The sequence below is a fragment of the Bacillus sp. JJ675 genome, from assembly GCF_036963165.1.
GTDB lineage: Bacteria > Bacillota > Bacilli > Bacillales > Bacillaceae > Bacillus > Bacillus glycinifermentans.
In genome coordinates, this window is sequence record NZ_JBALMR010000084.1 from 20535 (window position 1) to 44828 (window position 24294).

At 48.2% G+C, this 24294-nt stretch carries 25 protein-coding genes and 1 pseudogene; 23 read left to right on the plus strand and 3 right to left on the minus strand.

What is annotated here, in order from left to right:
- From V7126_RS20210 to coaD, 8 genes are all read left to right on the plus strand, one after another.
- On the plus strand, positions 1-878 hold an 878-nt coding region (locus V7126_RS20210; RefSeq protein WP_335498575.1), incomplete at its 5' end, for a dimethylarginine dimethylaminohydrolase family protein.
- An 81-nt stretch (positions 879-959) separates the two neighbouring features.
- Positions 960-1358 carry a YlbD family protein gene (ylbD, locus tag V7126_RS20215; RefSeq protein ID WP_175076854.1) on the plus strand — a complete coding sequence of 133 codons (399 nt, stop codon included), beginning with the start codon at positions 960-962 and terminating at the stop codon, positions 1356-1358.
- 14 nt (positions 1359-1372) lie between these two features.
- Positions 1373-1612 carry a YlbE-like family protein gene (locus V7126_RS20220; protein ID WP_046130751.1) on the plus strand — a complete coding sequence of 80 codons (240 nt, stop codon included), beginning with the start codon at positions 1373-1375 and terminating at the stop codon, positions 1610-1612.
- A 78-nt stretch (positions 1613-1690) separates the two neighbouring features.
- The gene (locus V7126_RS20225; protein WP_175076853.1) at positions 1691-1843 is read left to right on the plus strand and encodes a hypothetical protein; all 153 of its coding nucleotides are present in this window, start codon (positions 1691-1693) and stop codon (positions 1841-1843) included.
- Between the two features lie 27 nt (positions 1844-1870).
- Entirely contained in the window at positions 1871-2320 is a 450-nt protein-coding gene (locus V7126_RS20230; RefSeq protein ID WP_046130750.1) for a YlbF family regulator, read from the plus strand.
- A gap of 64 nt (positions 2321-2384) precedes the next feature.
- Entirely contained in the window at positions 2385-2657 is a 273-nt protein-coding gene (locus V7126_RS20235) for a YlbG family protein (RefSeq protein ID WP_046130749.1), read from the plus strand.
- Positions 2658-2944: 287 nt separating this feature from the next.
- Positions 2945-3511 (plus strand): 16S rRNA (guanine(966)-N(2))-methyltransferase RsmD, encoded by a 567-nt coding sequence (rsmD, locus tag V7126_RS20240; RefSeq protein ID WP_046130748.1) that lies wholly within the window; start codon positions 2945-2947, stop codon positions 3509-3511.
- Entirely contained in the window at positions 3504-3989 is a 486-nt protein-coding gene (coaD, locus tag V7126_RS20245; RefSeq protein ID WP_046130747.1) for a pantetheine-phosphate adenylyltransferase, read from the plus strand. The genes rsmD and coaD overlap by 8 nt, the downstream gene beginning before the upstream one ends.
- A gap of 18 nt (positions 3990-4007) precedes the next feature.
- Here coaD and ylbJ read toward each other — a convergent pair whose 3' ends face one another.
- The gene (gene ylbJ, locus V7126_RS20250) at positions 4008-5228 is read right to left on the minus strand and encodes a sporulation integral membrane protein YlbJ (protein ID WP_175076852.1); all 1221 of its coding nucleotides are present in this window, start codon (positions 5226-5228) and stop codon (positions 4008-4010) included.
- Between the two features lie 298 nt (positions 5229-5526).
- On the opposite strand from ylbJ, the gene V7126_RS20255 reads away from it, so the two are divergent.
- Entirely contained in the window at positions 5527-6549 is a 1023-nt protein-coding gene (locus V7126_RS20255; RefSeq protein WP_046130745.1) for a SepM family pheromone-processing serine protease, read from the plus strand.
- Between the two features lie 19 nt (positions 6550-6568).
- On the opposite strand, the gene V7126_RS20260 is transcribed toward V7126_RS20255, so the two are convergent.
- Positions 6569-7819 (minus strand): nucleotidyltransferase, encoded by a 1251-nt coding sequence (locus V7126_RS20260; protein WP_175076851.1) that lies wholly within the window; start codon positions 7817-7819, stop codon positions 6569-6571.
- Between the two features lie 218 nt (positions 7820-8037).
- Between V7126_RS20260 and V7126_RS20265 the strand changes: the two genes are divergently transcribed.
- From V7126_RS20265 to gerR, 3 genes are all read left to right on the plus strand, one after another.
- Complete coding sequence (locus V7126_RS20265) at positions 8038-8553, plus strand: YceD family protein (RefSeq protein ID WP_046130743.1); 516 nt, start codon at positions 8038-8040, stop codon at positions 8551-8553.
- A 23-nt stretch (positions 8554-8576) separates the two neighbouring features.
- Complete coding sequence (rpmF, locus tag V7126_RS20270; RefSeq protein WP_046130742.1) at positions 8577-8750, plus strand: 50S ribosomal protein L32; 174 nt, start codon at positions 8577-8579, stop codon at positions 8748-8750.
- Positions 8751-8890: 140 nt separating this feature from the next.
- On the plus strand, positions 8891-9496 hold the full coding sequence (gene gerR, locus V7126_RS20275) for a sporulation-specific transcriptional regulator GerR (protein ID WP_046130741.1): 606 nt from the start codon (positions 8891-8893) through the stop codon (positions 9494-9496).
- 33 nt (positions 9497-9529) lie between these two features.
- On the opposite strand, the gene V7126_RS20280 is transcribed toward gerR, so the two are convergent.
- Positions 9530-10009 (minus strand): N-acetyltransferase, encoded by a 480-nt coding sequence (locus V7126_RS20280; protein WP_175076850.1) that lies wholly within the window; start codon positions 10007-10009, stop codon positions 9530-9532.
- A 186-nt stretch (positions 10010-10195) separates the two neighbouring features.
- On the opposite strand from V7126_RS20280, the gene V7126_RS20285 reads away from it, so the two are divergent.
- The 11 genes and pseudogenes from V7126_RS20285 (at position 10196) to spoVE (ending at position 24254) form a co-directional block, all read left to right on the plus strand.
- Positions 10196-11080 carry a 2-dehydropantoate 2-reductase gene (locus V7126_RS20285; RefSeq protein WP_175076849.1) on the plus strand — a complete coding sequence of 295 codons (885 nt, stop codon included), beginning with the start codon at positions 10196-10198 and terminating at the stop codon, positions 11078-11080.
- A gap of 84 nt (positions 11081-11164) precedes the next feature.
- Positions 11165-12781 (plus strand): bacillithiol biosynthesis cysteine-adding enzyme BshC, encoded by a 1617-nt coding sequence (gene bshC / locus V7126_RS20290; RefSeq protein ID WP_175076848.1) that lies wholly within the window; start codon positions 11165-11167, stop codon positions 12779-12781.
- Between the two features lie 125 nt (positions 12782-12906).
- On the plus strand, positions 12907-13338 hold the full coding sequence (gene mraZ / locus V7126_RS20295) for a division/cell wall cluster transcriptional repressor MraZ (protein ID WP_046130737.1): 432 nt from the start codon (positions 12907-12909) through the stop codon (positions 13336-13338).
- A 69-nt stretch (positions 13339-13407) separates the two neighbouring features.
- Positions 13408-14346 carry a 16S rRNA (cytosine(1402)-N(4))-methyltransferase RsmH gene (gene rsmH, locus V7126_RS20300; protein ID WP_175076847.1) on the plus strand — a complete coding sequence of 313 codons (939 nt, stop codon included), beginning with the start codon at positions 13408-13410 and terminating at the stop codon, positions 14344-14346.
- Positions 14347-14375: 29 nt separating this feature from the next.
- Complete coding sequence (gene ftsL / locus V7126_RS20305; protein WP_175076846.1) at positions 14376-14732, plus strand: cell division protein FtsL; 357 nt, start codon at positions 14376-14378, stop codon at positions 14730-14732.
- Between the two features lie 6 nt (positions 14733-14738).
- Positions 14739-16889, plus strand: a complete 2151-nt coding sequence (locus V7126_RS20310) for a penicillin-binding protein (RefSeq protein ID WP_175076845.1) — start codon at positions 14739-14741, stop codon at positions 16887-16889.
- A gap of 150 nt (positions 16890-17039) precedes the next feature.
- Positions 17040-18962 (plus strand): stage V sporulation protein D, encoded by a 1923-nt coding sequence (locus V7126_RS20315; protein ID WP_175076844.1) that lies wholly within the window; start codon positions 17040-17042, stop codon positions 18960-18962.
- A gap of 205 nt (positions 18963-19167) precedes the next feature.
- Positions 19168-20635: pseudogene (locus V7126_RS20320) on the plus strand (UDP-N-acetylmuramoyl-L-alanyl-D-glutamate--2,6-diaminopimelate ligase).
- A gap of 133 nt (positions 20636-20768) precedes the next feature.
- Positions 20769-21743 (plus strand): phospho-N-acetylmuramoyl-pentapeptide-transferase, encoded by a 975-nt coding sequence (gene mraY, locus V7126_RS20325; RefSeq protein WP_046130731.1) that lies wholly within the window; start codon positions 20769-20771, stop codon positions 21741-21743.
- Positions 21744-23099: a UDP-N-acetylmuramoyl-L-alanine--D-glutamate ligase gene (murD, locus tag V7126_RS20330; RefSeq protein ID WP_175076842.1), complete on the plus strand. Its 1356-nt coding sequence runs from the start codon at positions 21744-21746 to the stop codon at positions 23097-23099.
- A gap of 54 nt (positions 23100-23153) precedes the next feature.
- On the plus strand, positions 23154-24254 hold the full coding sequence (spoVE, locus tag V7126_RS20335; protein WP_046130729.1) for a stage V sporulation protein E: 1101 nt from the start codon (positions 23154-23156) through the stop codon (positions 24252-24254).
- Positions 24255-24294: the final 40 nt, after the last annotated feature.

Here is a 24294-nt window from a genome sequence, read left to right on the forward strand (position 1 = left end):
GCGCCATACAAACCGTTTTGCTGCACCGCCCGGGAAAAGAGCTTGAACTGCTCCGGACGGGAACGTACGAAGAGCAGATCGATGCCATGGTGCTCAGGGACCGGGAGTCGCAAATTCGGGGCTATACGTACGGCTCTGAATCGATCAACCCGGAGCTCGTCAGGCGCCAGCACGACGGCTTGCGCAGCGCGCTTTTGGACGCCGGTGCCGAGGTCGTCGATTTGGCGGAGACAAGTCCGTTTCATACGAAGTCAATTTATACGAGGGACATCGGCCTCGCTGTTCCCGGGGGAGTGATTTTGACCAGGTTCGCATTGAGAATGCGTGAAGGGGAGGAGGCCTCCGCTTATCAAACCTTTGCGAAAATGGGCGTTCCGATTTTGGGAACGATTCAGGGGACCGGTTTTATCGAAGGAGGCAGCTTCTGCATGTTTGATCGGAAGACTGCTTTCATCGGGCGCTCGGTACGCGTCAATCAGGATGGGATTGACCAGCTCGCGCAAATTCTCTCATGGCAGGGAATCGAGCTGATCGCAGTTGATTTGCCGGCTGACAAGATCCATCTTGATGAAGTCTTTCTGATGGTGGACACAGACGCTGCCCTCGTTGATCCGGCAAGGCTGCCGTACTGGTTTATGGAAGAGATGCGCGCACGCGGGCTCAGGCTGATCTTTGCCGATCCCGACGACCCGATCCTATCCGTTAATTGTTTAGCCGTTTCGCCGGGGAAGGTACTATTTTCCGCCGATGCGCCGCGGACGATGGAGGTTTTGGAGAAAAACGGCATTGAGACGATTCCGGTCGACGTTTCAGAGATTCGAAAAATGGGAGGCGGCATTCACTGTTCGACGCTTCCCCTTTCAAGGGAAGACGTGTAATGGGTGAATTTTAGGCGAACACATTTCGGCTGATCAGGATACATTATAGTAGGCACTTGTTTTTCGGAGGGGGTGTAGACGTTGGCAAATCAAAACGCAAAATCATCAATCGATGAATTCAAGCGGTTTATTAAACGGCATCCTAAGCTGATTTCCGCGGTGCGGAAGGAGGAAAAAAGCTGGCAGGAAGTGTATGAGAACTGGGTTTTGCTAGGGGAAAACGACGCGGTTTGGGAGCCGTACAGAGAGGAAAAAGAGATGAAAGAAAAGCCGTCCGACGGGGGCGGGAAAAACGATTTCATTTCGAAAATGGTGACGGCCGTCAAAAGAATGGACGCCGACCAAATGAATGAACAAATCAATAAAGTGAGCCAGTCTATTTCTTCACTGCAAAGCTTGCTCAGTCAGTTTTCCGGAAGCGGCCAAAAAAATGTGAACCATAGCGGGGGACAGCATCCGTTTTCTTTCCGAAAAGATTAACAAAGGAGTTTGTCATGCGTAAAGAAGTGCAGGAATATGTGTTCGCAAGCGAGGAGCGCCGCCGCTTTATCCGTGAGCAGCCGATCTGGTACCGCAGGCTTTCGCGCCGTCCGGATGATTTGTCAGAGTTTCAGCTTGATATGATGAATTTTTACGAAAAAACGATTCCCCACCGTGTAAGCCAGTTTTCAAGCAGCCTACAGATGGCCCAAATGATGATTCAAATGTTTCAGGCCATGCGAACTCAGGACTAATCGGACCCCTGAGTCTTTTTTTGTGATCATAAAACATCCCTCATCAGTCAAGACTAGCCGGTAAGGGAGTTGATCTACATGAAGAAAAGGTGTCTGATTGCCTGCGTTTGCCTGCTTTTGGCCGGCTGCACGACATATAAGCCGAAGCCTAAAGGCATCACACAAGAAGATGCGCTAAAAGCTTTCGATGTATCAAAGGCAATAGACATTTTGAAAAATGCCGTTTTATGATACACTAATATTCGGAGGTGCATGTCAATGTATGCCACAACGGAATCCTTGCGGCTTCAAAACGAAGCGGATGTTTTGGCCAACATGATTCTTCAATCAGAGGCGGCTGAACATTACAGAATGTGCTACAAGCGTCTCCAAGAAGATGAAGAGGCCGGGCGTATCATCGCTTCATTCACAAAAGTAAAAGAACAATACGAGGATGTACAGCGTTTTGGAAAGTATCATCCTGATTATAAAGAGATTTCAAAAAAAATGAGGGATATCAAACGAAAGCTGGACCTTCATGATACGGTCGCCGATTTTAAAAAGGCGGAAACCGAGCTGCAAAGCATACTTGATGAGGTCAGTGTAGAGATCGGCCGGGCGGTGTCAGAACATATCAAAGTACCGACCGGAAATCCTTATTTTGACAATCTTTCATCCTGCAGCGGCGGCTGCGGATCAGGCGGAAGCTGCGGCTGTAAAGTATCCTGACGAGACCCTTTTTAGTCTCGTCCTTTTTCTTAGAACGTGACATAGCGACAGGCAGGTGAAAAATATGGAAGATAGGCGTCAAGGTTTAATCGTCTGGCTCCATTCCTTAAAGCAGGCGAAAATGCTCAGGAAATTCGGGAACGTTCACTACGTCTCAAAACGTTTGAAATATGTAGTTGTTTACTGCAATATGGATGAAGCTGAAAGAATCGCGGCCAAGATTCGCTCGTATTCTTTTGTCAAACAGGTGGATCTGTCCTATAGACCGTTTTTAAAAGTGGAATTTGAATCTAAGCTCGATAAGGCAAAAGAGTACGATTATAAAGCAGGAATCTAATATTTTGTTAAAAAAATCCCCGCAGAAAACCCTGCGGGGTCCTTCTATTCCTTAACGATTTAAGGAGAAGGCAAAGGGAGAGGAGAAACCGGAGGAAGAACTTATGGGGAAACGTAAGTCTTCTCCGCGGTTGGCAACAACATCAATCGATGCTGTTGCTACTAGTATCACCAGGTGTTCAGTCTCCTATACATAAGAAATCACACTTTGGCTGTTTGTGCCAAAAAACACTTTATGATAAGATAGTGATGATTTTTTTCGAGTTTTAAGGAAAAAGTGGTGGAAATATGAGAGTGATTTCTGGGACTTATAAAGGGCGTGCATTAAAGGCGGTTCCCGGCACGTCAACAAGGCCGACGACTGACAAAGTGAAAGAATCCATTTTTAATATGGTCGGCCCTTATTTTGACGGCGGAGACGGCCTTGATCTGTATGCAGGAAGCGGCGGATTAGGCATCGAAGCGCTCTCCAGAGGCTTTGACCGGATCGTTTTCGTTGACCGGGATTTTAAAGCGATTCAAACCGTAAAAAACAACCTGCAAACATTGGGGCTCCAAAAGCGCGCAGAGGTCTACAGAAACGACGCTGAACGGGCTTTGCACGCATTGGTGAAAAGGGGCTTGACGTTCGATGCGATTTTTTTGGATCCGCCATATCGGGAGCAAAAACTGGAAGCGCTTCTTTCGATCGTTGACAAAGCCAATATGTTGACTGATAAAGGGTTTATCCTGACGGAGCACGCAAAAGAAGTGGTGCTGCCGGAACAAGTGGGCGAACTCCTGAGAACACGTCAGGAATTGTACGGTGTAACAGGAGTGACGATCTACAGAAAGAGAGGGAATGGGGATGGCTAGCATTGCCGTTTGTCCCGGAAGTTTTGATCCGGTGACCTTTGGACATTTGGATATTATCAGACGCGGAGCGAAAGTGTTTGACCGGGTCTATGTATGCGTTTTAAACAATTCTTCAAAACAGCCGCTGTTTACGGTCGAGGAGCGCTGTGATCTGCTGCGTGAAGTCACGCAGGACATCCCGAATGTCCATGTTGACTCATTTCAGGGGCTTTTGATCGAATATGCGAAAAGCAAGGATGCGAACGTCATCTTGCGGGGGTTGAGAGCTGTCTCCGATTTCGAATATGAGATGCAGGGGACCTCGATGAACAAGGTGCTTGACGAAAATATTGAAACGTTTTTCATGATGACAAACAACCAGTATTCATTTTTGAGTTCAAGCATCGTCAAAGAGGTGGCGAAATACAAAGGATCAGTAGCAGAACTCGTGCCGGAAGCGGTCGAAGCTGCGCTTGAAAAAAAGTTTGCAAAAGAATGAGCGGCCTAAAACGGCTGCTCATTTTTTCGCAGTTGACAAGCGTTTTGTGTAAAGAACGATGTAAAGCAACAGGGTTGCAATCGTAAGAAGCGGGCCCGTTTGGACGATGGCATTCCACGTCTGTGTAAAAAGCGTTTCAGGGTTCCCGTCCCGCAAAAATGAGAAAGCCGGCTGATTCGGGTAATGGAAGGCTGTGTAAAGAGGCTTCCAAAGGATAAGGGCAAAAACGGCAGCATAGATTCCCTGCAGGAGCCGCGCGAAAAAAAACGGTTTGAAACGAATGTCCGTTTCGGCCAAAATGCCGGCGACCTGCGCCTGTACACTAAACCCGCTGAAGCCTAAAATGAAGCTGACAACAACGGCTTTTTGCAGCAGGTCGGCATCTGTTGCGCTGACCAGCTTGCTTCCGAGCGTGATCTCAAACAAGCCTGACAGTAAGGGTTTGTCAAAGCTTGCGGGAAAATGGAGCGCTGTCATGATCGAACGGGTGGCATAAGAAAGAACGTCGGCAATTTTCACGGCGGAAAGAATGTTGTTGAAGACAGAAAAGAGAATGATGAAACCGCCGACCATGAGAAGCGTCTGTACGGAAGAAATAACAGCATCGCTCAATAGTTTTCCAAGCGGTCTTTTTTCTTGAAGCCTTGCCTGGTGAAGGGCTTTGAAGGCTTCTTTCATGGAAGGCAGGGGAAGCTTCTTTTTTCTGGCGTGGAGGATTTCTTCTTTTCTTCCATAGGATCGCATTGTCAGCCCGACAGCCAAATTGCCTAAATAGTGAGCCGCTGCAAGCAAGATGCCAAGCGACGGATTATGAAAAAAGCCGACCGCGACAGCCCCGAAAATAAAGAGCGGGTTCGACGAATTCGTAAATGAAACGAGCCGCTCGGCTTCAACCCGGGAAATCTGCCGTTCCTGTCTGAGCCTTGAGGTGAGCTTTGCGCCTGCAGGGTTTCCGGAAGCCATGCCCATCGCGAGAACGAATCCGCCGACGCCGGGAACCCGGAAGACGGGTCTCATAAAAGGCTCGAGGAGGAGTCCGACAAACTTGACGATCCCGAACCCGATCAAGAGCTCTGATAAAATGAAAAAGGGCAATAAGGAAGGGAAAACGACTTCCCACCACATGGCAAGCCCGCTTTTTGAAGCATTAAGCGATTCCTGCGGGTGGGTGATGACGGCAGCGGTAAACATAAGCAGCACACCGGCAAAAAGTATAGTCTTTATCTTTGACATGTCCATTTCTATCCCTCCTTACGGCTAACTACACACCTAAAAGAACCGGATCATGGTAAAATAAACGGGAGCGAAGAATCCTCCCAAGAAACTTCTTTATCATTATACGAGGCTTGGTCTACATTTTAGACCATCAGATTCTCTCCCGTTTTTTGACAAAAAGCTGAACGTCTTGACCATACTAAACCAGAAAAGCCCTTCTCTTGAAATGAAGTCAATAGAAGGTATTCGGACATTCAAGCAGGCGGGCGCGATCCCGGTCAGCTGTCAGCACGTTAATTTAAAGATGGAGGGTTACATATTCATGTTAAAAAGAAGATTTATCCGTATCGCATTATTGATCATGATCATCGGGGCCGCCCTGACATTTGTCAAGCTGCCGTATTACATTACAGAGCCCGGCGAAGCGACGGAGCTCAATCCGTTAATCAAGGTGGACGGCGGGTATTCCGAAAAAGGCAGCTTTTCTTTGATGACCGTAAAAGTAGGGCCCGCAAATCCGATTACATACCTATGGGCAAAGGTGCGCCCTTATCATGAAATTCTTCCTGAAGACAATTTTAAACAAAAGGGCGAATCTGATGAGGAATATATGAAAAGACAGCTGCAGATGATGAGGGATTCCCAGGAGAATGCGATGATCGCCGCCTATAAGCGGGCGGGGAAAAGCGTCAGCTACACATCGGACGGCGTTTATGCCATGGCTGTTGTTGACGGCATGCCTGCCAAAGGAAAGATAAAGGTCGGAGACAAAATCAAAAAAGTTGACGGAAAAACGTTTCAGTCGGCGGAGCGCTTTGTCCGCTATATCGAAACGAAAAAAGCCGGGGACACAGTCAAAGTCGTCATTGAACGGGATAACAAAGACGCGACATACGACATGAAGCTGAAAACGTTCAAGGATGATCCGAACAGAGCGGGACTGGGCGTTTCCCTCATAACGGACCGGAAAGTGAAAGTAAAACCGGCTGTTAAGATGGATATCGAAAACATCGGCGGACCGTCAGCAGGGCTTATGATGTCCATGGAAATCTACAATCAGCTCACAAAACAAGATGAAACAAAGGGGCATCACATTGCCGGAACGGGAACGATCGACGATGAAGGCAAAGTCGGACCGATCGGAGGAATCAGCCAAAAAATCGTTGCCGCAGACCGGGCGGGAGCCGATATCTTTTTTGCGCCGAATGAAGGAGGCAGAAAAGGGTCAAACTATGAGGAAGCGGTCAAAACGGCGAAAGATATTAACAGCGACATGAAAATCGTCCCCGTGGATACGATGGATGACGCGATCGAATATTTGAACAAAAAAGTAAAAAGCGCCTGAATGAATGACAGGCGTTTTTTTATGTTCGCAAAAATGTCCGGTTTTCTTCATCATATATGACTGGTGACAGCGAATACTCCTGCCCGGTCAGCATCGTTTGTGCGGGCTCCTTCAGCGGTGCGCTGTAAACCCGTCCGGCTTTGATGTCCAGGTCGAGGGACGGGTGGGAAAAGGCTCCGATTTTGGTGATGAGCGGAACGCGCAGCTCCTTTTTCTTTTTCGAAAGATACGCCTGCCCTTTTTTTGTCATTCCGAGAAGCCTGATGTAGGAAGGGCGATTTTCGGCAAGGATGGAGCGGATATCGGCTTTTTTTGCCCTCGTTAAAATGTGTGTGTTCATTCGCTGCAGCCTCGTCCATGTGTACCGTTTCGTTTTTAGCTGCTCCATGTACTCCGAATAAGAACGGGCAGTGCGGATTGCTTTCGCAATGCGGTGCTCAAGGCCTTCTTCAACCTCATAAATCCCCTCCAGCTCTTTTGTATCCATCGTATGGATGCTGTATTTCAAAAACGGAAAGTAATCTTCCGGCGAGTGCCAAAGGCCGAAGGTTCCGGCGTATTCCTTGAGCTCCTCGGCCGATGCTTCAGGGAGAAAGGAGCTGCTGTCTGAAAGGCTCATCGTTTCCAGGATCGATTTGCGGATTGATGTCGCGCTTGCGATTTGGCTTGGTCCTTCGGGGAGATCGATATCATGATAGTCGGACGAAAGGCGCGTTAAGGTTGCAGGTTTCATCCCGATATCATCCTGAAGGATCGCTTTGACATAGTGAAATCCGAGAATATTGTTCGGTTTTGACAAGTCGAGCGCGCGCCTTCCGTCTGACACGTTATGAAACGCTTTTGCCATCGCAGCGGGATAGCTCATTCCTGTTGATATGTGCCGCTTCACTTCTTCGTCGAGCTCATCTTTATGCTTAATCGTATATGTTGCTGTGTCAAGAAACGAATCAATATCGCCGTTTTCGCTTCCGAAAAACAGGGAAGTGCACTTCAGTTCGCCAAGGATCGAAACGGCGCCTTCGGCAAACGTTTCGGCCTTTTGGACGGCGAAAGCGTACGGAAGCTCAACGACGATATCAGCATGGGACCTGAGCGCCATCTTCGTCCTCGCCCACTTGGAGACGATGGCGGGTTCGCCCCGCTGCAAAAAGAAGCCGCTCATCACCGCGATCGCAACATCGCTGTGAGTCTGTGCCTTTGCCTCTTTTATATGGTATAAGTGACCGTTGTGAAAAGGGTTATATTCGACGACAACGCCGACCGCTTTCATTTTTCCACCTCTCTTGCATCTCTTGAAATAGTTGTGATACATTTACACAAGGAATGTACAGATGCCCGCTGTCAGCGGTGTTTTTTCTAAGTGTATGAATTGTTGTTCACGATGTCAACGAATGACTGAAGCGGGCCTGTGATCTGTAAAGAAAAAATATTGACAAAAAACATGATGAAAGCTATAATCATGTTTGTTGCTCTCTTAGAGGTGATACAATGAAATGGACGATACATCAGCTGAATCAAATGCCGAAGACGGGCTTTGAATTTGATGAAACAGTTGATCTGAGCGAACTCTCTCAACACTCGGATATACGCAGCATTTCACCGGTGCGGGTGAAAGGAAATGCGGAGATCGGATCAAAGCAGGCTGCATTTGATTTTACCATTTCGGGCGAGATGATCTTGCCTTGCTCCAGAACGCTTGTTGATGTTCGTTATCCATTCAGTATTTCAACAAAAGAACTGTTTATATTTCATAAGACCGACGAAATGGAGGATGAAGACGTCCACATCGTTGAGGATGATCTGATCGATTTGACGCCGGTCGTAAAAGAAGAAATCCTTCTTGAGATCCCTATGCAAATCTTTTGTGAATCTGTTCAAAACGAAGAAGGTGCTCCACAGGAAGGCAAGGATTGGAAAGTCATTACAGAAGATGACCGGAAAAATCAAATCGATCCCAGACTTGCCGGTCTTGGGAAGCTCTTAAAACAAGAAGATGAATCTTAACGCTCTTTAAGGAGGTGGGAATAATGGCTGTACCTTTTAGAAGAACTTCTAAAATGAAAAAAAGACTTCGTCGTACTCACTTTAAATTGCAAGTGCCTGGTATGGTAGAATGCCCAAACTGCGGTGAGATGAAACTTTCACACCGCGTCTGCAAAGCATGTGGATCATACAAAGGAAAAGACGTAAAAAGCAACTAATCCATAAGAAACGAAAACACAAGACTTCCTGTCTTGTGTTTTTTTGCGCGAAATCCCCTTCTAAAAAGAAAATAGTCTATCTACTCTATTAGCCGCATATGTATGAATTAAATTCATAAAGTCATGGAGGGGGATAACTTTTGACGGTTACAAGACAGGATGCATGGACGCAGGATGAAGATATATTGCTGGCTGAGGTCGTATTGCGGCACATCAGGGAAGGCGGCACACAGCTGTCGGCATTTGAGGAAGTCGGCAAAGCGCTGAGCAGGACGGCTGCTGCCTGCGGCTTCCGCTGGAATTCCTTTGTCAGAAAGCAATACCAGTCGGGCATCGAGCTGGCAAAAAAACAGCGCAAAGAATTGCGGAAAAAAATAGGGGTCCACTCGGCCAACATGCCGAATACGGTAAAAAGCATTTCCGGAGGCGCGGCGGACGGCCTGACGATTGACGACGTCATCCGCTTTTTGGAAAAATTGAAACATGCACCCGGCCACAAAGATGCGAGCGATGAAAAAGAGCGGCTTATCGAAGAAGTCAACGCCTTGAAGGAAGAGGTTGAAAAACTCAAGAGTGAAAACGAATCGCTGAAGAAACAGCTTGAACTGACAGAGGAGGATTATAAAGCGCTGATCGAAATCATGGAGCGGGCCAGAAAAATGGTGGTTCTTCAGGAGGACGAACGGAACAAAAAAGCCAAAATTCAAATGGAACCGAACGGGAGTTTCGAAAAAATGGAAAAGTAGAGAACCGGCCATTGTTTTCGGCCGGTTTTTTGCTTAAGCGGATTCAGAGCTTTGTTTAGTTTCGCTGTCAGGATGCCAAACCAGCGGATTTTCCCCTTTGTCGCGGGCCATGTCGTATTTGACTGATTGGAAGCCCATTTTGTTCCAGAAGTCTGAAGATTTCACGCGCGGACTTGTGCGAATCGGGAGCCCGAACGATTTAGCGAATTCCACCAGCATTGTCCCGTACCCGTTGCGCTGATAGCCCGGCAATACTTCGAGCTTCCACAGCTCAAGGTAATCTTCTCCTTCATCGAAATATTGATTGTATTTCCCATCCACTTTATACAGGCTCATCCTTGCCACGAGCCGATCCCCGTAATAGATGCCGTAAAACGGCGAGTCGCTGTCGTTTTCGATCATATTGCTTTCAAGGTCCTCCAGCATGGAAAGCTCTTGAATCCCGTATTCCCGGAATTTTTTAAATTCCTCAAGCGTTTTATAATTGATCCGCAAACGTTCGACTTTGACCATTTTGTTACCCCCTTGTTTGTGGTCTATCTATATTGTAATCGCTTTATTGGAAAAATCCAAATGATAATAAATTTTCTAAATAAACGCGCAAAACGATTTTCTGAAAATTTGAAACGCCCATGAAGTCAACCGTTTAAATTTTTGCTATGATATACAGTATATAAAAAACGGGCAGGATGTGAGAGTTTGAAAATCGGAGTAATTGGAGGAGGATCGGTCGGGCTCCTTTTTGCGTATTATTTTTCGTTCCGCCATGAAGTGACGGTGATCACAAGAAGGCGGGAACAGGCGGACGCGATCCGGCAAAACGGCATCCGCCTTATAGCGGACGGAAAAGAGGGGACCGCCAAAACGGAAGCAACCGTAAAACCTGATGCGGCATACGACCTTCTGTTTGTCGCGGTAAAGGCGCATCAGCTCGAATCCGTTTTGCCGCAATTGGATAAGGCGGCTCCCCGGAATATCATGTTTTTGCAAAACGGTATGGGCCACATTCCCGAACTTGAGAAATGGGATGCCGGACACCGCGTTTTTGTCGGGGCCGTGGAGCACGGAGCCGTTAAAGAAAATGACTATACGGTCCGCCATACCGGAAAAGGGGCCGTCAAATGGAGCGCGTTTACAGGGAATTCGGCTCCGGAGGCGCTTATTAAAGAGCTGGCATCCGTTCATGAAGCGTTTCCTTTCTTGTGGCAGGAAGACTGGTACGACATGCTTGCCGGCAAATTGATCGTCAACGCGTGCATCAATCCGATGACTGCACTTTTGCGGGTGAAAAACGGCAAGCTCGTCGAAGAGCAGGCATATTTTTCATATATGAAGCTCGTTTTTGAAGAAGCGAGCCGGATTTTAGCTATTGAAGATCCGGAAGCGTCTTGGGAAAACGTTCTGTCGGTTTGCCGAAACACAAAACGGAACACGTCTTCGATGCTTGCGGATGTCGCGGCAGGAAGGAAAACGGAAGCTGATGCGATTATGGGCTATTTGCTGAAACGGGCGAAGGAAGCTGGGGAATCCGCTCCCCATCTCGCCTTTTTATACGACAGCATCAAGGCGCTGGAAAAGGGATGAAGCTAAATCTTTTGACCAAAACGCCGAACGTGCTATACTCTTTTCGGAAAGCTAACTATTTACTGGAGAAAGGAAGTTCGAAAGATGCAGCTTACTGAACTTTCCATAAAAAGTCAAAACCCGTTTGTACGAGACTATCTAGATGGAAAAGAGGAGACAACTCCATTTTTTGATTACGGTTTAAACAGAGAAGATTGGGAAGTCCGGTTGTGCGATCTTTCCTCAAGGACATATGACCGCAGCGCCTTAGCCGATTATCTGCTCAGCTACCACAGCAAATTCCGGTCAAAAAAGATGAATGAGGCAATCGAGCGGCTGCGCGACCACGCGAGCGTCGCAGTCGTCGGGGGACAGCAGGCCGGTCTTTTGACAGGGCCCCTATACACCATACATAAAATCGTATCGATCCTAGTGTTTGCACAAGAGAAAGAACAAGAGCTGAACGTTCCGGTCGTTCCTGTTTTTTGGGTGGCGGGGGAAGACCACGACTTGGACGAAATCAATCATCTGTATGTATCAGACGGCGGACATGTGAAAAAGCACAAGCTCGCTCAAGCTCATTGGAAGAAAAGCCAGGCCGCAAAAACGGCGCTTGATTCCGATAAAGCCGAGCAATGGCTGAACAGGGTGTTCGCTTCCTTTGAAGAAACCGAGTACACGAACGGACTTCTCTCAAAGCTGAAGCGATGTTTGCGGCAATCTTCTTCCTTTGCCGAGTTTTTTGAATATATCATCGCCGATCTGTTCGAGAATGACGGACTCGTCTTGCTGAATTCGGGCGATCCTGGACTAAGGTCTCTTGAGGTTCGTTTTTTTCAGGAATTGCTTGAGAAAAACGATGAACTCGCCCAAGCCGTGAAACAACAGCAGGCGCACATGGAGGAACTGGGCTATTCCCCGATCATCGAAGGGGCGGCTGAGCATGCGAACCTTTTTTACGAACACGATGGAGAGCGGTTTTTGATCGAAAAAAAGGACGGCGCTTTTTTCGTAAAAGAGCTTGAACTCGAGTGGACGCAGGCAGAGCTTCATCAGCTGATGGGCGAACAACCTGAAGCTTTCAGCAACAATGTTGTCACAAGACCGTTAATGCAGGAATTTCTCCTTCCGACTCTGGCATTTATCGCAGGGCCGGGCGAAATCAATTACTGGGGAGAGCTGAAAAGCGCTTTTCAAGTGATGGGCTTTAAAATGCCGCCTGTTGTGCCGAGGCTGAACATCACGTTTTTGGAACGGCATATCGAAAAAAAGCTGGCTGAGCGGGACATTGACATCAAGGAAGCGCTGGAACAGGGATCTGCCGCCAAAAAAGAGCAGTTTTTCGAAAGCAGGGTGCCAAGCGGGTTTACTGACGCCGTCAAACGGGCGAAAGAAGAAATCGAAAGCATTCATTCCGGCATCCGGAAAGAAGCGCTCGACATTGACCGCAGCCTTGAGCCTCTTCTTGAGAAAAACGCCGGCTTTATTCAGGATCAGCTATCATTCGTCGAAAGAGCGGTCATCAGAAGGATTGAAGAAAGGGAAAACAACATTCTGCGCGATTTTGACAAAATTCAAACGAGCATCAGGCCGTTGGGTGCTCCGCAAGAGAGAATTTGGAATATCATGTATTATTTGAACAAATACGGTCCTGATTTCTTGGAAAACTACAAAAAATTGCCATATTCTTTTCAGAATATGCACCAAGTTGTCAAACTTTGAAATAATTTTTTAAAAAACCTTGACTAGTTCAGGGTTTTTTTTTGTTCTAAAACAGTGTAAAATGAATTTGTGGAGGGAAGTGGTGGATAGTGGTGAGTTGAGGAACGAAAATGGGGGCCGAGATCATGTTTATGGGTGAATATCAGCATACGATAGATGCAAAAGGCCGCATGATCGTTCCGGCAAAGTTCAGAGAAGGCCTCGGCGAGCAGTTTGTACTGACGAGAGGGCTTGATCAGTGCCTGTTTGGCTATCCCATGTCCGAATGGAAACTCATCGAAGAAAAATTGAAGGCTCTTCCTCTCACGAAGAAAGATGCACGCGCGTTTACCCGCTTTTTTTTCTCCGGCGCCACGGAATGCGAGCTTGACAAGCAGGGCAGAATTAACATTGCCTCTCCGCTGTTAAGCTACGCGAAGCTTGAAAAGGAATGCGTGGTCATCGGGGTTTCAAATCGAATTGAATTGTGGAGCAGAGAGATTTGGGAACAATACGTAGAAGAGCAGGAAGATTCATTTGCCGAAATTGCTGAAAACATGATCGGCTTTGATATATAATGAATCTTTGCGAGATAAAAGCAACGCTCACAGCCAGTTCATTTGAAAAAAAGGTGGGACAAGTTAGAAATGTTTCAGCATACAACAGTACTATTAAAGGAAACAGTTGACGGTTTAAACGTAAAAGAGGACGGTACATATGTAGACTGCACGTTAGGCGGTGCAGGACACAGCGCATATTTGCTTTCCAAACTGTCAAAAGACGGCAGATTAATCGCTTTTGATCAGGATGATACAGCGCTCCGCCATGCGCAGGAAAAACTGGCGGATGATGAAGGGAAAGTGACTTTCATAAAAAGTAATTTTCGGTATTTAAAAGACCGTCTAAACGAAATCGGCATCACAAAGGTGGACGGTGTTTTATTTGATTTGGGCGTCTCATCTCCTCAGCTGGACACGCCTGAAAGGGGATTCAGCTATCATCATGATGCCCCGCTCGATATGCGTATGGATCAATCCGCAAGCCTTTCGGCGAAAGAAGTCGTCAATGAGTGGCGCTACGAGGATCTGGTCAGAATTTTCTTCAAATACGGCGAAGAAAAGTTCAGCAAACAGATTGCCAGAAAAATCGAAGAGGCAAGAGACAAATCGCCTATTCAAACGACAGGTCAGCTTGTCGATATCATTAAGGAAGCAATTCCGGCACCCGCAAGACGCAGCGGCGGCCATCCCGCCAAGCGGATTTTCCAGGCGATCCGGATTGCGGTAAACGATGAGCTGAAGGTATTTGAAGAAGCGCTTATACAGGCGGTTGACATTCTCAAACCGGGAGGAAGGGTGTCTGTCATCACATTCCACTCGCTGGAGGACCGGATCTGCAAAACGACGTTTAAAGAAATGTCTTCACTGCCTGAACTGCCTCACGGATTGCCGGTGATTCCAGAGGAGTTTGAACCGAAATTAAAATTAGTCAATAAAAAGCCGATCACTCCATCGAAAGAGGAGCTTGAAAACAATAACCGCGCCCGTTCAGCGAAGCTGCGCATCGCGGAAAAAGCACGAGAATGAGCGATGAATAAAAAGGAGGTCATCAGTCTATGAGCAATTTAGCTTATCAAGCGGAAAAACAGCAAAGACAGACACAGCAAAGCCCTGAAAAATCCGTTGTCATCCGGAGAAGGGCATCGATTACATTGGGGGAAAAGGTGCTGATCGTCCTGTTCGCCCTGGCTGTTCTCGGCGGTTCGCTCTTTATGATTTCAAGAGCGTTCGCTGCGTATCAGACGAATATCGAAATCCAAAAACTCGAAAAAAAGGTTGAAACGGAAGGCAATAGAGTTGATGACCTCAAAAAGACGGCAGATGAGCTGAAGGAACCTGAACGGATCATGAAAATCGCACGGAAAAAAGGCCTTCATTTAACAGACAAAAAAGTGAAAAACATACAGGAATGATGCAAAATGCCGAAAAAGAATAAATTTATGAACAGAGGAGCGGCAATACTCAGTATTTGTTTTGCCCTCTTTTTCTTTGTCATTTTAGGAAGATTCGCCTTTATTCAAGCGACAGGCAAAGTCAACGGGGAAGTTCTTGCCGTCAAGGCGAAAGAAAAGTATGAAAAAAAACGGATGATCGAAGCGCATAGAGGATCGATCCTTGACCAAAACGGAAAAGTGCTGGCAGAGGACACCTCGACCTATAAGGTGATCGCGATTTTGGATAAAAAGATGACAGTGGATATAAAACACCCTCAACATGTCGTCAACAAGGAAGAAACGGCGAAAAAGCTCGCGCCGATCCTAGGAATGGATGAAGGGAAAATACTCGACATCCTCAATAAAAAAGGGTTCCAGGTCGAATTCGGCGCAGCTGGCCGCGACATTTCGTACAGCCAAAAAGAAAAAATCGAAAAGCTCAACCTCCCGGGCATCGCCTTTATCCGCGATACAAAACGATATTATCCGAACGGAATTTTCGCTTCCAACCTGATCGGCTACTCTCAGGTGAATGAAAAAACGGGCGAAATGAAAGGCATGATGGGCCTCGAAAAAACGCTGAACGACTATTTGAAGGACACGGACGGCTATGTCACATATGACACGGACAGGTCTGGATGGCGCCTGCCGAACAGCGGCGAAAAAGTGACAGCGCCTAATAACGGAGACAACGTGTACTTGACGGTCGACCAGAAGATTCAAGCCTTTTTGGAAGACAGCATGACGACGGTTCAGAAGGAGTATCAGCCTAAGAAAATCATGGCGGCGGTCGTCGACCCGAAAACGGGCAAGGTGCTTGCGATGGGGCAAAGGCCGAGCTTTGACCCGAACAAGCGGGATGTCACCAACTATTACAACGACCTGATCTCCTACAGCTTTGAGCCGGGATCGACGATGAAGATGTTCACCCTGGCGGCCGCGATCGAAGAAGGCGTCTATAACGGAGGGGACTGGTACAAGTCGGGCAGCTATTCGGTCTCCAAAAAGGATAAGCCGATTAAAGACCACAACAACGGCAACGGCTGGGGAACGATCACGTTTAATGAAGGTGTTGAACGCTCTTCAAACGTCGCCTTTGCGATCCTTGCCAACGAAAAGCTCGGAACCGACCGTTTCAACCAGTATTTAAGGAAGTTTCATTTTTATGATAAAACAGGCATCGATTTGCCTGGAGAAGCGTCCAGCAAAATCAACTTTGAATATTTGCGGGATAAAGTATCAACTGCTTTTGGTCAAAGTTCAGCGGTAACGCCGATTCAGCAGCTCCAGGCTGCGACAGCGATCGCCAACAACGGAAAGATGATGAAGCCGTATGTGATCGATCATATCGTTGATCCGGATGACAAGAAAACGGTTCTGCAAAATAAACCGAAGCAGGTCGGCCAGCCGATTTCCGCAAAAACGGCGAAAGAAGTGCGCGATCTTCTCGGTAAAGTCGTCACCTCCAAAAAAGGAACGGGGCAGCCGTATCAGATCGAAGGGTTTGACGTCGCCGGAAAAACCGGAACGGCGCAGATCGCAGGCCCTGACGGCAAATATTTAACCGGAAAGGACAACTACGTGTTCTCCTTCATGGGAATGGCGCCGAAGGACGATCCGAAACTGTTGATCTATGTCGCGGTCCAGCAGCCGAAGCTGAAAAATACCGAAACGGGATCAGCACCTGTTGCAAAGATTTTCAATCCGGTTATGAAAAACAGTCTTCACTACTTAAATATCACGCCGTCGAGCAGCAAGAAGGACGGCGAAAAAGACCAGGACAAGGAAATATCGATGCCTGAGCTGACAGGCAAACGAACAGAGTCTGCGGTAAAAGAGGCGAAAGAGGAAGGCCTTGATCCGGTTGTGATCGGCGACGGAACGGCCGTGAAAGAACAGTACCCGAAAGCAGGCGAAGAAGTGCTCCCGAATGAACGGGTATTCTTAAGAGCAGACGGGAAGATCACCATGCCTGACATGACGGGCTGGTCAAAACGCGACGTCCTCCGCTTCGCTTCGGTTTCGGGGATTCACTTCGAAACGAGCGGACAGGGGTATGTGACAGGTCAAAGCGTGAAAAAAGGCAAGACATTAAAAACGAAAACAGTCATAAAAGTGACTTTAAAAAACTCTTAAAGCAAATCTAAAAGGCTGTCGGCTAAGGTCGATAGCCTTCTATATTGCAAGAGGCGGCACCTGGCCTGAAAATAGAGAAAACGAGGCCGTTCTATCAAAACGCTCCAAGGCATAAAATGAAACAAGCCTAAATAAGGAGTGAACGGTCTCTTGCGCGTTTCTAATGTGACTGTCAGAAAACGTTTAATCTTTGTTCTGATTTTTGGCGTGATCATCTTTTTGATTATCGATACAAGGCTTGGATATGTTCAATTTGTGCTGGGAGATAAGCTGACGTCTTTGGCAAAGGATTCGTGGAGCCGGAATCTCCCCTTTGAACCGGAACGCGGGGAAATTCTTGACCGGAACGGGGTCAAGCTTGCGACAAATCAAAGCGCGCCGTCTGTTTTGGTCGTCCCGAAGCAGGTCGACAACCCCATCAGAACGAGCAAACTGCTGGCCAATGTATTGAATATGTCAGAGGAAAAAGCGTACAAACACGTGACGAAAAAAACTTCCATTGAAAGGATCAATCCGGAAGGGCGGAAAATATCCCACGAAAAAGCAAAAGAAGTCAGGGATTTGAATTTAAAAGGCGTTTATATCGCAGAAGACAGCATCCGTCATTACCCGTTCGGCAGCTATCTGTCCCATGTCCTCGGTTTTGCGGGGATCGACAACCAGGGGCTGCTTGGACTTGAAGCGTTTTACGATGACGATCTGAAGGGCGAAAAAGGCTATGTGAAGTTTTATTCTGATGCAAAGGGAAAAAGAATGCCGGGCGAAGCTGATGACTATACGCCGCCAAAAGACGGTCTCGATATGAAGCTGACGATCGATTCGCGGGTGCAGACGATCATGGAGCGCGAGTTTGACATCGCTGAAGCCAAATACAACCCGGACGGGATGGTCGGCGTGGCGATGAATCCGAAAAACGGCGAGATTTTGGCGATGGTGAGCAGGCCGGATTTTGATCCGGCAAACTATAAATCTGTCGATCCGAAAATCTATAACCGGAATTTGCCGGTATGGAGCACATACGAACCGGGGTCGACATTCAAGATCATTACGCTTGCGGCAGCCCTTGAAGAACAAAAGGTCAATCTGCAGAAAGATCATTTCTATGATAAGGGATCTGTTGAAGTCGACGGGGCGAGGCTGAAATGCTGGAAGCGGGGCGGGCACGGATCGCAGTCGTTTCTCGAAGTCGTCCAAAATTCGTGCAACCCGGGCTTTGTCGAGCTGGGCCAGCGGCTCGGCAAGGAAAAACTGTTCAGCTACATTAAAGATTTCGGCTTTGGCAAAAAAACCGGGATCGACCTTCAGGGGGAAGGTACAGGCATTTTGTTCCCGCTTGACCGCGTCGGCCCCGTCGAACAGGCGACAACAGCCTTCGGGCAGGGTGTATCAGTGACGCCGATTCAGCAGGTGGCAGCCGTATCAGCGGCGGTCAACGGAGGAACACTGTATACGCCGTACATCGCGAAAGAATGGATCGATCCAGTCACAAAACAAACCGTCAAAAAACAGACGCCGATGCCGAAAAAGAAGGTCATCTCTGAAGAAACGTCCAAACAAATCCGCTATGCGCTCGAGAGCGTCGTCGCCCAAGGGACGGGGCGGAATGCGTTTGTCGACGGCTACCGCGTCGGCGGCAAAACGGGTACCGCGCAAAAAGTAAAAGACGGAAAATACTTGAAAAACAACCATATCGTTTCATTTATCGGCGCTGCGCCTTCTGACGATCCGAGCATCGTCGTCTACGTTGCCGTCGATAATCCGAAAGGAACGATTCAATTCGGGGGTACCGTCGCGGCTCCGATCGTCGGCAATATTATGAGAGACAGCCTTCCGCAGCTCGGCATTGAAAAGCGGAAAGACCAAATCGAACGCAAGTACCAGTGGCTGGACAAAAAACTTGTGGAAGTCCCGAACCTTATAGGGCTGTCTGTGACAGAGCTTGAACCGCTGCTTATCAATCTCAACCTGAAAGCGTCGGGGAAAGGGGACGTCGTCGTTCAGCAATCCCCGAAACCGGGCGAGAAGGTAAAAGAGGGTTCGACCATCCGCATATATCTTGACGACCAAGATTGATATAACGATAGACAAAAACGGCAGCCGGCTTTCTCAGCGGTTGCCCGTTTTTCAAAAAATGCATAGATTTTAAAGGATTAGCTGGATGTCTCCTCTTTTTTGCGCTAAAATATGAACTGTATGTCTGGCGCACCTTAAGTGGGCGCAAACCGTAAAAAAACGGGACAGCGAATGAGATCCAATAGAACGCGAGAGGTTTGATACAATGAAATTAACGAAGCTTCTTACATACTTAAAAAACGAACCTTCCTATAAAGGACAAGAAGACCCTGACATTACTTCGATCGAAATGGATTCAAGGGAAGTCAAGACAGGAAGTCTTTTTGTTTGTATAAAAGGATATACAGTCGACGGGCACGATTACGCCCGGCAGGCGGCTGAAAAAGGAGCGGTGGCGATCGTGGCCGAAAGGCAGGTCGATGCCGATGTTCCCGTGATTATCGTCCGCCGTTCGAAAAGGGCGCTTGCCGTGCTTTCCGATGCCTTCTACGGCCAGCCGACCAAGCGGCTCAGACTCGTCGGCATCACCGGCACGAACGGGAAGACGTCGACGTCCCACATGGCTGAAGAAATCTTCAGGAAAGCGGGCTGCAAGACGGGTCTGATCGGCACGATGTACACGAAGATCAACGATGAGACATTCGATGTGAAAAATACGACGCCTGAAAGCGTAACTCTCCAAAAAACGTTCAAAAAAATGGTTGACCGCGAAGTGGATACAGCCATTATGGAAGTTTCTTCACACGCTCTTCATATGGGCCGGGTGCACGGCTGTGATTACGATATCGCCGCTTTTACCAACCTGACGCAGGATCACCTCGATTATCATCAGACAATGGACGAATACAAGCATGCGAAAAGCCTTCTTTTTTCACAGCTCGGCGGTTCTTTTAACCACGAACATCCGAAGTGGGCCGTTTTAAATGCAGATGATCCTGCTTCAGAATACTTTGCCCAGGTCACGTCAGCCCATCTTCTGACTTACGGAATCTCCAATCGTGCCGATATCATGGCAGACAATATCGAGATGGCCCCGAAAGGGACAACCTTTGATCTCGTGACGCCGAAAGGGACGGAACGGGTGACGATCCCGCTCGTCGGCCGGTTTAACGTGTATAACGTGCTGACGGCGGCAGCGATCGGCTTTGCCGCGGATATTCCGTTTTCCGTGATTGTCGAAGCGATTAAGGGTTTGAAGGGCGTGAGAGGAAGATTTGAACTCGTTGATGCCGGACAGGACTTTCCGGTGATCGTCGACTACGCCCATACGCCGGACAGCCTTGAAAACGTCCTGAACACGTGCAGGGGCCTGACGGAAGGGAAGCTGTTTGTCGTCGTCGGCTGCGGGGGCGGACCGCGATAAGACAAAGCGCCCGAAAATGGCGAAAATCGCGGCTGAATTGGCGGATGAGCCGGTCTTTACAGCCGATAACCCGAGAAGCGAGGATCCGCTCGCGATTTTGCGAGACATGGAAGAAGGGGTCAAAGGCGCTTATTATCACAGCATCGTCAACCGCGAGCAGGCGATCTTTTTCGCAATCGCAAACGCCAAAAAAGGCGACGTAGTCCTCATCGCCGGCAAAGGCCATGAAACCTATCAGCAAATCGGCGGCGAGACCTTCGACTTTGACGATGCCGAAGTGGCGAAACGAGCTGTTCTTGAGCTGAAATAAAACGAAAAAGATCTAGAGGAAAGAGTTGTTAAAGTGATGGATGCGTTCAAAATAAATCAACATATGAAAAAAAACGGTGAATATGATAAATGCGTATGCTGTTTCTTAAAAATCGGGGAAGGAGAGGAAAACAATGCTTGAACAAGTGATTTTGTTTACGATCATCATCGGCTTTTTAATCAGCGTTGTTTTGTCTCCGGTGTTCATCCCGTTTTTAAGAAGGCTGAAATTCGGTCAGAGCATCCGCGAGGAAGGGCCGAAGTCCCACCAGAAAAAATCGGGTACGCCGACGATGGGCGGCGTGATGATCATCATATCGATCATCATCACAACGATTGCCATGACGATCAAATTTTCCGAAGTCAGCATGAATATGTTCATGCTGCTGTTCGTTACGGTTGGGTACGGACTGCTCGGCTTTTTGGATGATTATATAAAAGTTGCGATGAAGCGGAACCTCGGCCTTACGTCAAAGCAAAAGCTCATCGGGCAAATCGTGATTGCCGCCGTGTTCTACGCCGTCTACTATGCTCAAGGGCTGCCGACGGACATCCGCATTCCGGGCACGGACGTATCGTTTGATCTCGGCTTTGTTTATCCGATCCTTGTGATCTTTATGCTTGTGGGCGGCTCAAACGCCGTCAACTTGACAGACGGGCTTGACGGGCTTTTGTCCGGGACAGCGGCGATTGCTTTCGGAGCATTTGCAATTTTGGCATGGAATCAGTCGCAATACGATGTCGCGATTTTCTCGGTTGCCGTCGTCGGGGCTGTTTTAGGCTTCCTTGTCTTCAACGCACATCCTGCGAAGGTCTTCATGGGAGATACGGGATCGCTTGCCCTTGGGGGCGCGATCGTGACGGTTGCGATTTTAACGAAGCTCGAAATTCTGCTCGTGATCATCGGCGGTGTATTCGTCATCGAAACCCTTTCTGTCATCTTGCAGGTAATCTCGTTTAAAACGACAGGTAAACGAATCTTTAAAATGAGCCCGCTTCATCATCACTATGAGCTTGTGGGCTGGTCGGAGTGGAGAGTTGTCGTCACATTTTGGACAGCGGGTCTTCTGCTTGCCGTCTTAGGAATATACATCGAGGTGTGGTTATAAGTGGATACTCAAGATTTATTACAAAATAAAAACGTCCTTGTTTTGGGACTGGCAAAAAGCGGATATGCGGCTGCTTCGATCCTGCATGAAAGAGGCGCACACGTTGTGGTGAACGACCAAAAGCCTTTTGAAGAAAACGAGGAGGCCCAGATTCTTGCCGAAAAAGGGGTCGAAGTCATCTGCGGCTCCCATCCGACGGAGCTGTTCGACCTCCATTCCATCAGCATCCTGATCAAAAATCCGGGCATTCGCTATGAAAACCCGATGGTCGAGGAAGCGATGAAAAGAAACATTCCCGTCTGGACGGAAGTCGAGCTCGCCTATCATCTGACCGATGCGCCGTTCATCGGCATTACAGGTTCAAACGGAAAAACGACAACGACAACGCTTGTTTATGAAATGCTGAAAGCCGATTCCAAAAAAGCGCTTGTTGCGGGAAATATCGGAACGGCTGCGAGCGATGTGGCTAACCGGGCGAAAGGGGACGAATGGATCGTTACAGAGCTTTCCTCTTTTCAATTGATGGGGACGCATCAATTCAGGCCGAAAATCGGTTTATTATTAAACGTATTTGACGCCCACCTTGATTATCACCATTCACGGGAGAATTACGAGCTTGCCAAGCAGCAGATATACCGAAATCAATCGGAAACAGACGTTGCCGTTGTCAATTTGGACGATGATACCGTTGTGAGGCTCGCCGAGTGTTCAAAAGCGGAAAAGGTCTGCTTCTCTGTCAGACAAGAGCTCGAACACGGAGCATGTGTCAAAGACGGAATCATCATGTTTAACGATCAGCAGGTCATGCCGCTGAAAGATGTCGTGCTGCCGGGCGAGCACAATCTTGAGAACATTTTGGCCGCAGTGTGCATCGTCAAAACGGCGGGAGTTTCCAATGAGGCGATCCGCCGGGTGCTGACGAGCTTTACAGGGGTTAAGCACAGAATGCAGTACGTGGCCACGATTCAAAACAGAACGTTTTACAATGACAGCAAAGCGACGAACATCCTCGCGACGAAAAAGGCGCTATCTTCCTTTGAAAAACCGGTGATTTTGCTTGCGGGGGGGCTTGACCGCGGAAACGAATTTGACGAATTAAAGCCGCACATGTCCTCGGTTAAAGCGATCATCACATTCGGCGAAACAGCGCCGAAGTTTGAGAAGCTGGCTGAGGATTTGGGAATACAACAGGTTAAACGTGTCGATAATGTTGAACAAGCAGCATCTGCGGCGTTCAGCCTGTCAGACGAAGGAGATGTCATTCTTCTGTCACCGGCATGCGCAAGCTGGGATCAGTACAAAACATTTGAAGAACGTGGTGACATGTTTGTAAACGCCGTGCATATGCTTAAATAAGGGCTTGTCTTTTAGTCTGAAAGCCCAAAGAAATGAAGCTTGGGGTGTTCGGCTTTGCAAACAAAAAAAACGTCACCGGATTTTTTACTGGTTATCATTACGTTATTACTGTTAACAATCGGGCTCATCATGGTATACAGCGCCAGCGCGGTATGGGCGACATACAAATATGACGATTCCTTTTTCTTTGCCAAACGGCAGCTGTTGTTTGCCGGCATCGGGATCATCGCCATGTTTTTCATTATGAACGTCGACTACTGGACGTGGAGGACGTATGCGAAAATCCTGATTATCGTTTGTTTTTTTCTCTTGGTCATCGTTCTCATTCCGGGGATCGGCATGGAGCGAAACGGATCGCGGAGCTGGATCGGCGTCGGCGCGTTCAGCATTCAGCCGTCCGAATTTATGAAGCTTGCGATGATCGCGTTTTTAGCCAAGTTTTTATCGGAAAGGCAAAAGAACATCACATCGTTCAGAAAAGGCTTTGTGCCGGCGCTCGGGATTGTCTTTTCCGCGTTTCTCATCATCATGATGCAGCCTGACCTCGGAACGGGAACGGTCATGGTCGGCACGTGCATCGTCATGATCTTTGTGGCCGGGGCGAGGATTTCGCACTTTGTGTTTCTCGGTCTGATCGGCCTCAGCGGCTTTGCCGCCCTCGTCCTGTCGGCCCCATACCGGATCAAAAGGATTACGTCTTACTTAAACCCGTGGGAAGACCCTTTAGGAAGCGGCTTTCAGATCATTCAGTCGCTTTACGCGGTCGGCCCGGGCGGACTTTTTGGCCTCGGACTCGGCCAGAGCAGACAGAAATTCTTTTATCTCCCTGAGCCGCAGACGGACTTTATTTTTGCGATTCTGTCGGAAGAGCTCGGATTTATCGGAGGATCGCTCATTCTGCTGCTCTTCAGCGTCCTTTTATGGAGAGGCATCAGAATCGCGTTGGGCGCGCCCGATTTATACGGCAGCTTCGTCGCTGTCGGAGTCATTTCGATGATCGCGATCCAGGTGATGATCAATATCGGAGTCGTCACCGGATTGATTCCTGTAACAGGCATTACCCTCCCGTTCTTAAGCTACGGAGGGTCATCGCTTACCCTGATGCTGATGGCGGTCGGCGTGCTGCTCAATGTCAGCAGGTATTCAAGATATTAGCGTCAACATCGTTTTGCCGGATAACCCTGTTCGAAAAAGC

Excerpts from the sequence above, each read along its gene's own strand:
- V7126_RS20235 (WP_046130749.1), top strand. The coding sequence starts at position 2,385 with ATGGAAGATAGGCGTCAAGGTTTAATCGTCTGGCTCCATTCCTTAAAG.
- V7126_RS20280 (WP_175076850.1), bottom strand. The coding sequence starts at position 10,009 with ATGGTCAAAGTCGAACGTTTGCGGATCAATTATAAAACGCTTGAGGAA.
- V7126_RS20265 (WP_046130743.1), top strand. The coding sequence starts at position 8,038 with ATGAAATGGACGATACATCAGCTGAATCAAATGCCGAAGACGGGCTTT.
- rsmH (WP_175076847.1), top strand. The coding sequence starts at position 13,408 with ATGTTTCAGCATACAACAGTACTATTAAAGGAAACAGTTGACGGTTTA.
- bshC (WP_175076848.1), top strand. The coding sequence starts at position 11,165 with ATGCAGCTTACTGAACTTTCCATAAAAAGTCAAAACCCGTTTGTACGA.
- V7126_RS20230 (WP_046130750.1), top strand. The coding sequence starts at position 1,871 with ATGTATGCCACAACGGAATCCTTGCGGCTTCAAAACGAAGCGGATGTT.
- ylbJ (WP_175076852.1), bottom strand. The coding sequence starts at position 5,228 with ATGGACATGTCAAAGATAAAGACTATACTTTTTGCCGGTGTGCTGCTT.
- V7126_RS20255 (WP_046130745.1), top strand. The coding sequence starts at position 5,527 with ATGTTAAAAAGAAGATTTATCCGTATCGCATTATTGATCATGATCATC.
- V7126_RS20310 (WP_175076845.1), top strand. The coding sequence starts at position 14,739 with ATGCCGAAAAAGAATAAATTTATGAACAGAGGAGCGGCAATACTCAGT.
- V7126_RS20225 (WP_175076853.1), top strand. The coding sequence starts at position 1,691 with ATGAAGAAAAGGTGTCTGATTGCCTGCGTTTGCCTGCTTTTGGCCGGC.
- coaD (WP_046130747.1), top strand. The coding sequence starts at position 3,504 with ATGGCTAGCATTGCCGTTTGTCCCGGAAGTTTTGATCCGGTGACCTTT.
- ftsL (WP_175076846.1), top strand. The coding sequence starts at position 14,376 with ATGAGCAATTTAGCTTATCAAGCGGAAAAACAGCAAAGACAGACACAG.
- mraY (WP_046130731.1), top strand. The coding sequence starts at position 20,769 with ATGCTTGAACAAGTGATTTTGTTTACGATCATCATCGGCTTTTTAATC.
- V7126_RS20220 (WP_046130751.1), top strand. The coding sequence starts at position 1,373 with ATGCGTAAAGAAGTGCAGGAATATGTGTTCGCAAGCGAGGAGCGCCGC.
- V7126_RS20260 (WP_175076851.1), bottom strand. The coding sequence starts at position 7,819 with ATGAAAGCGGTCGGCGTTGTCGTCGAATATAACCCTTTTCACAACGGT.
- rsmD (WP_046130748.1), top strand. The coding sequence starts at position 2,945 with ATGAGAGTGATTTCTGGGACTTATAAAGGGCGTGCATTAAAGGCGGTT.
- rpmF (WP_046130742.1), top strand. The coding sequence starts at position 8,577 with ATGGCTGTACCTTTTAGAAGAACTTCTAAAATGAAAAAAAGACTTCGT.
- mraZ (WP_046130737.1), top strand. The coding sequence starts at position 12,907 with ATGTTTATGGGTGAATATCAGCATACGATAGATGCAAAAGGCCGCATG.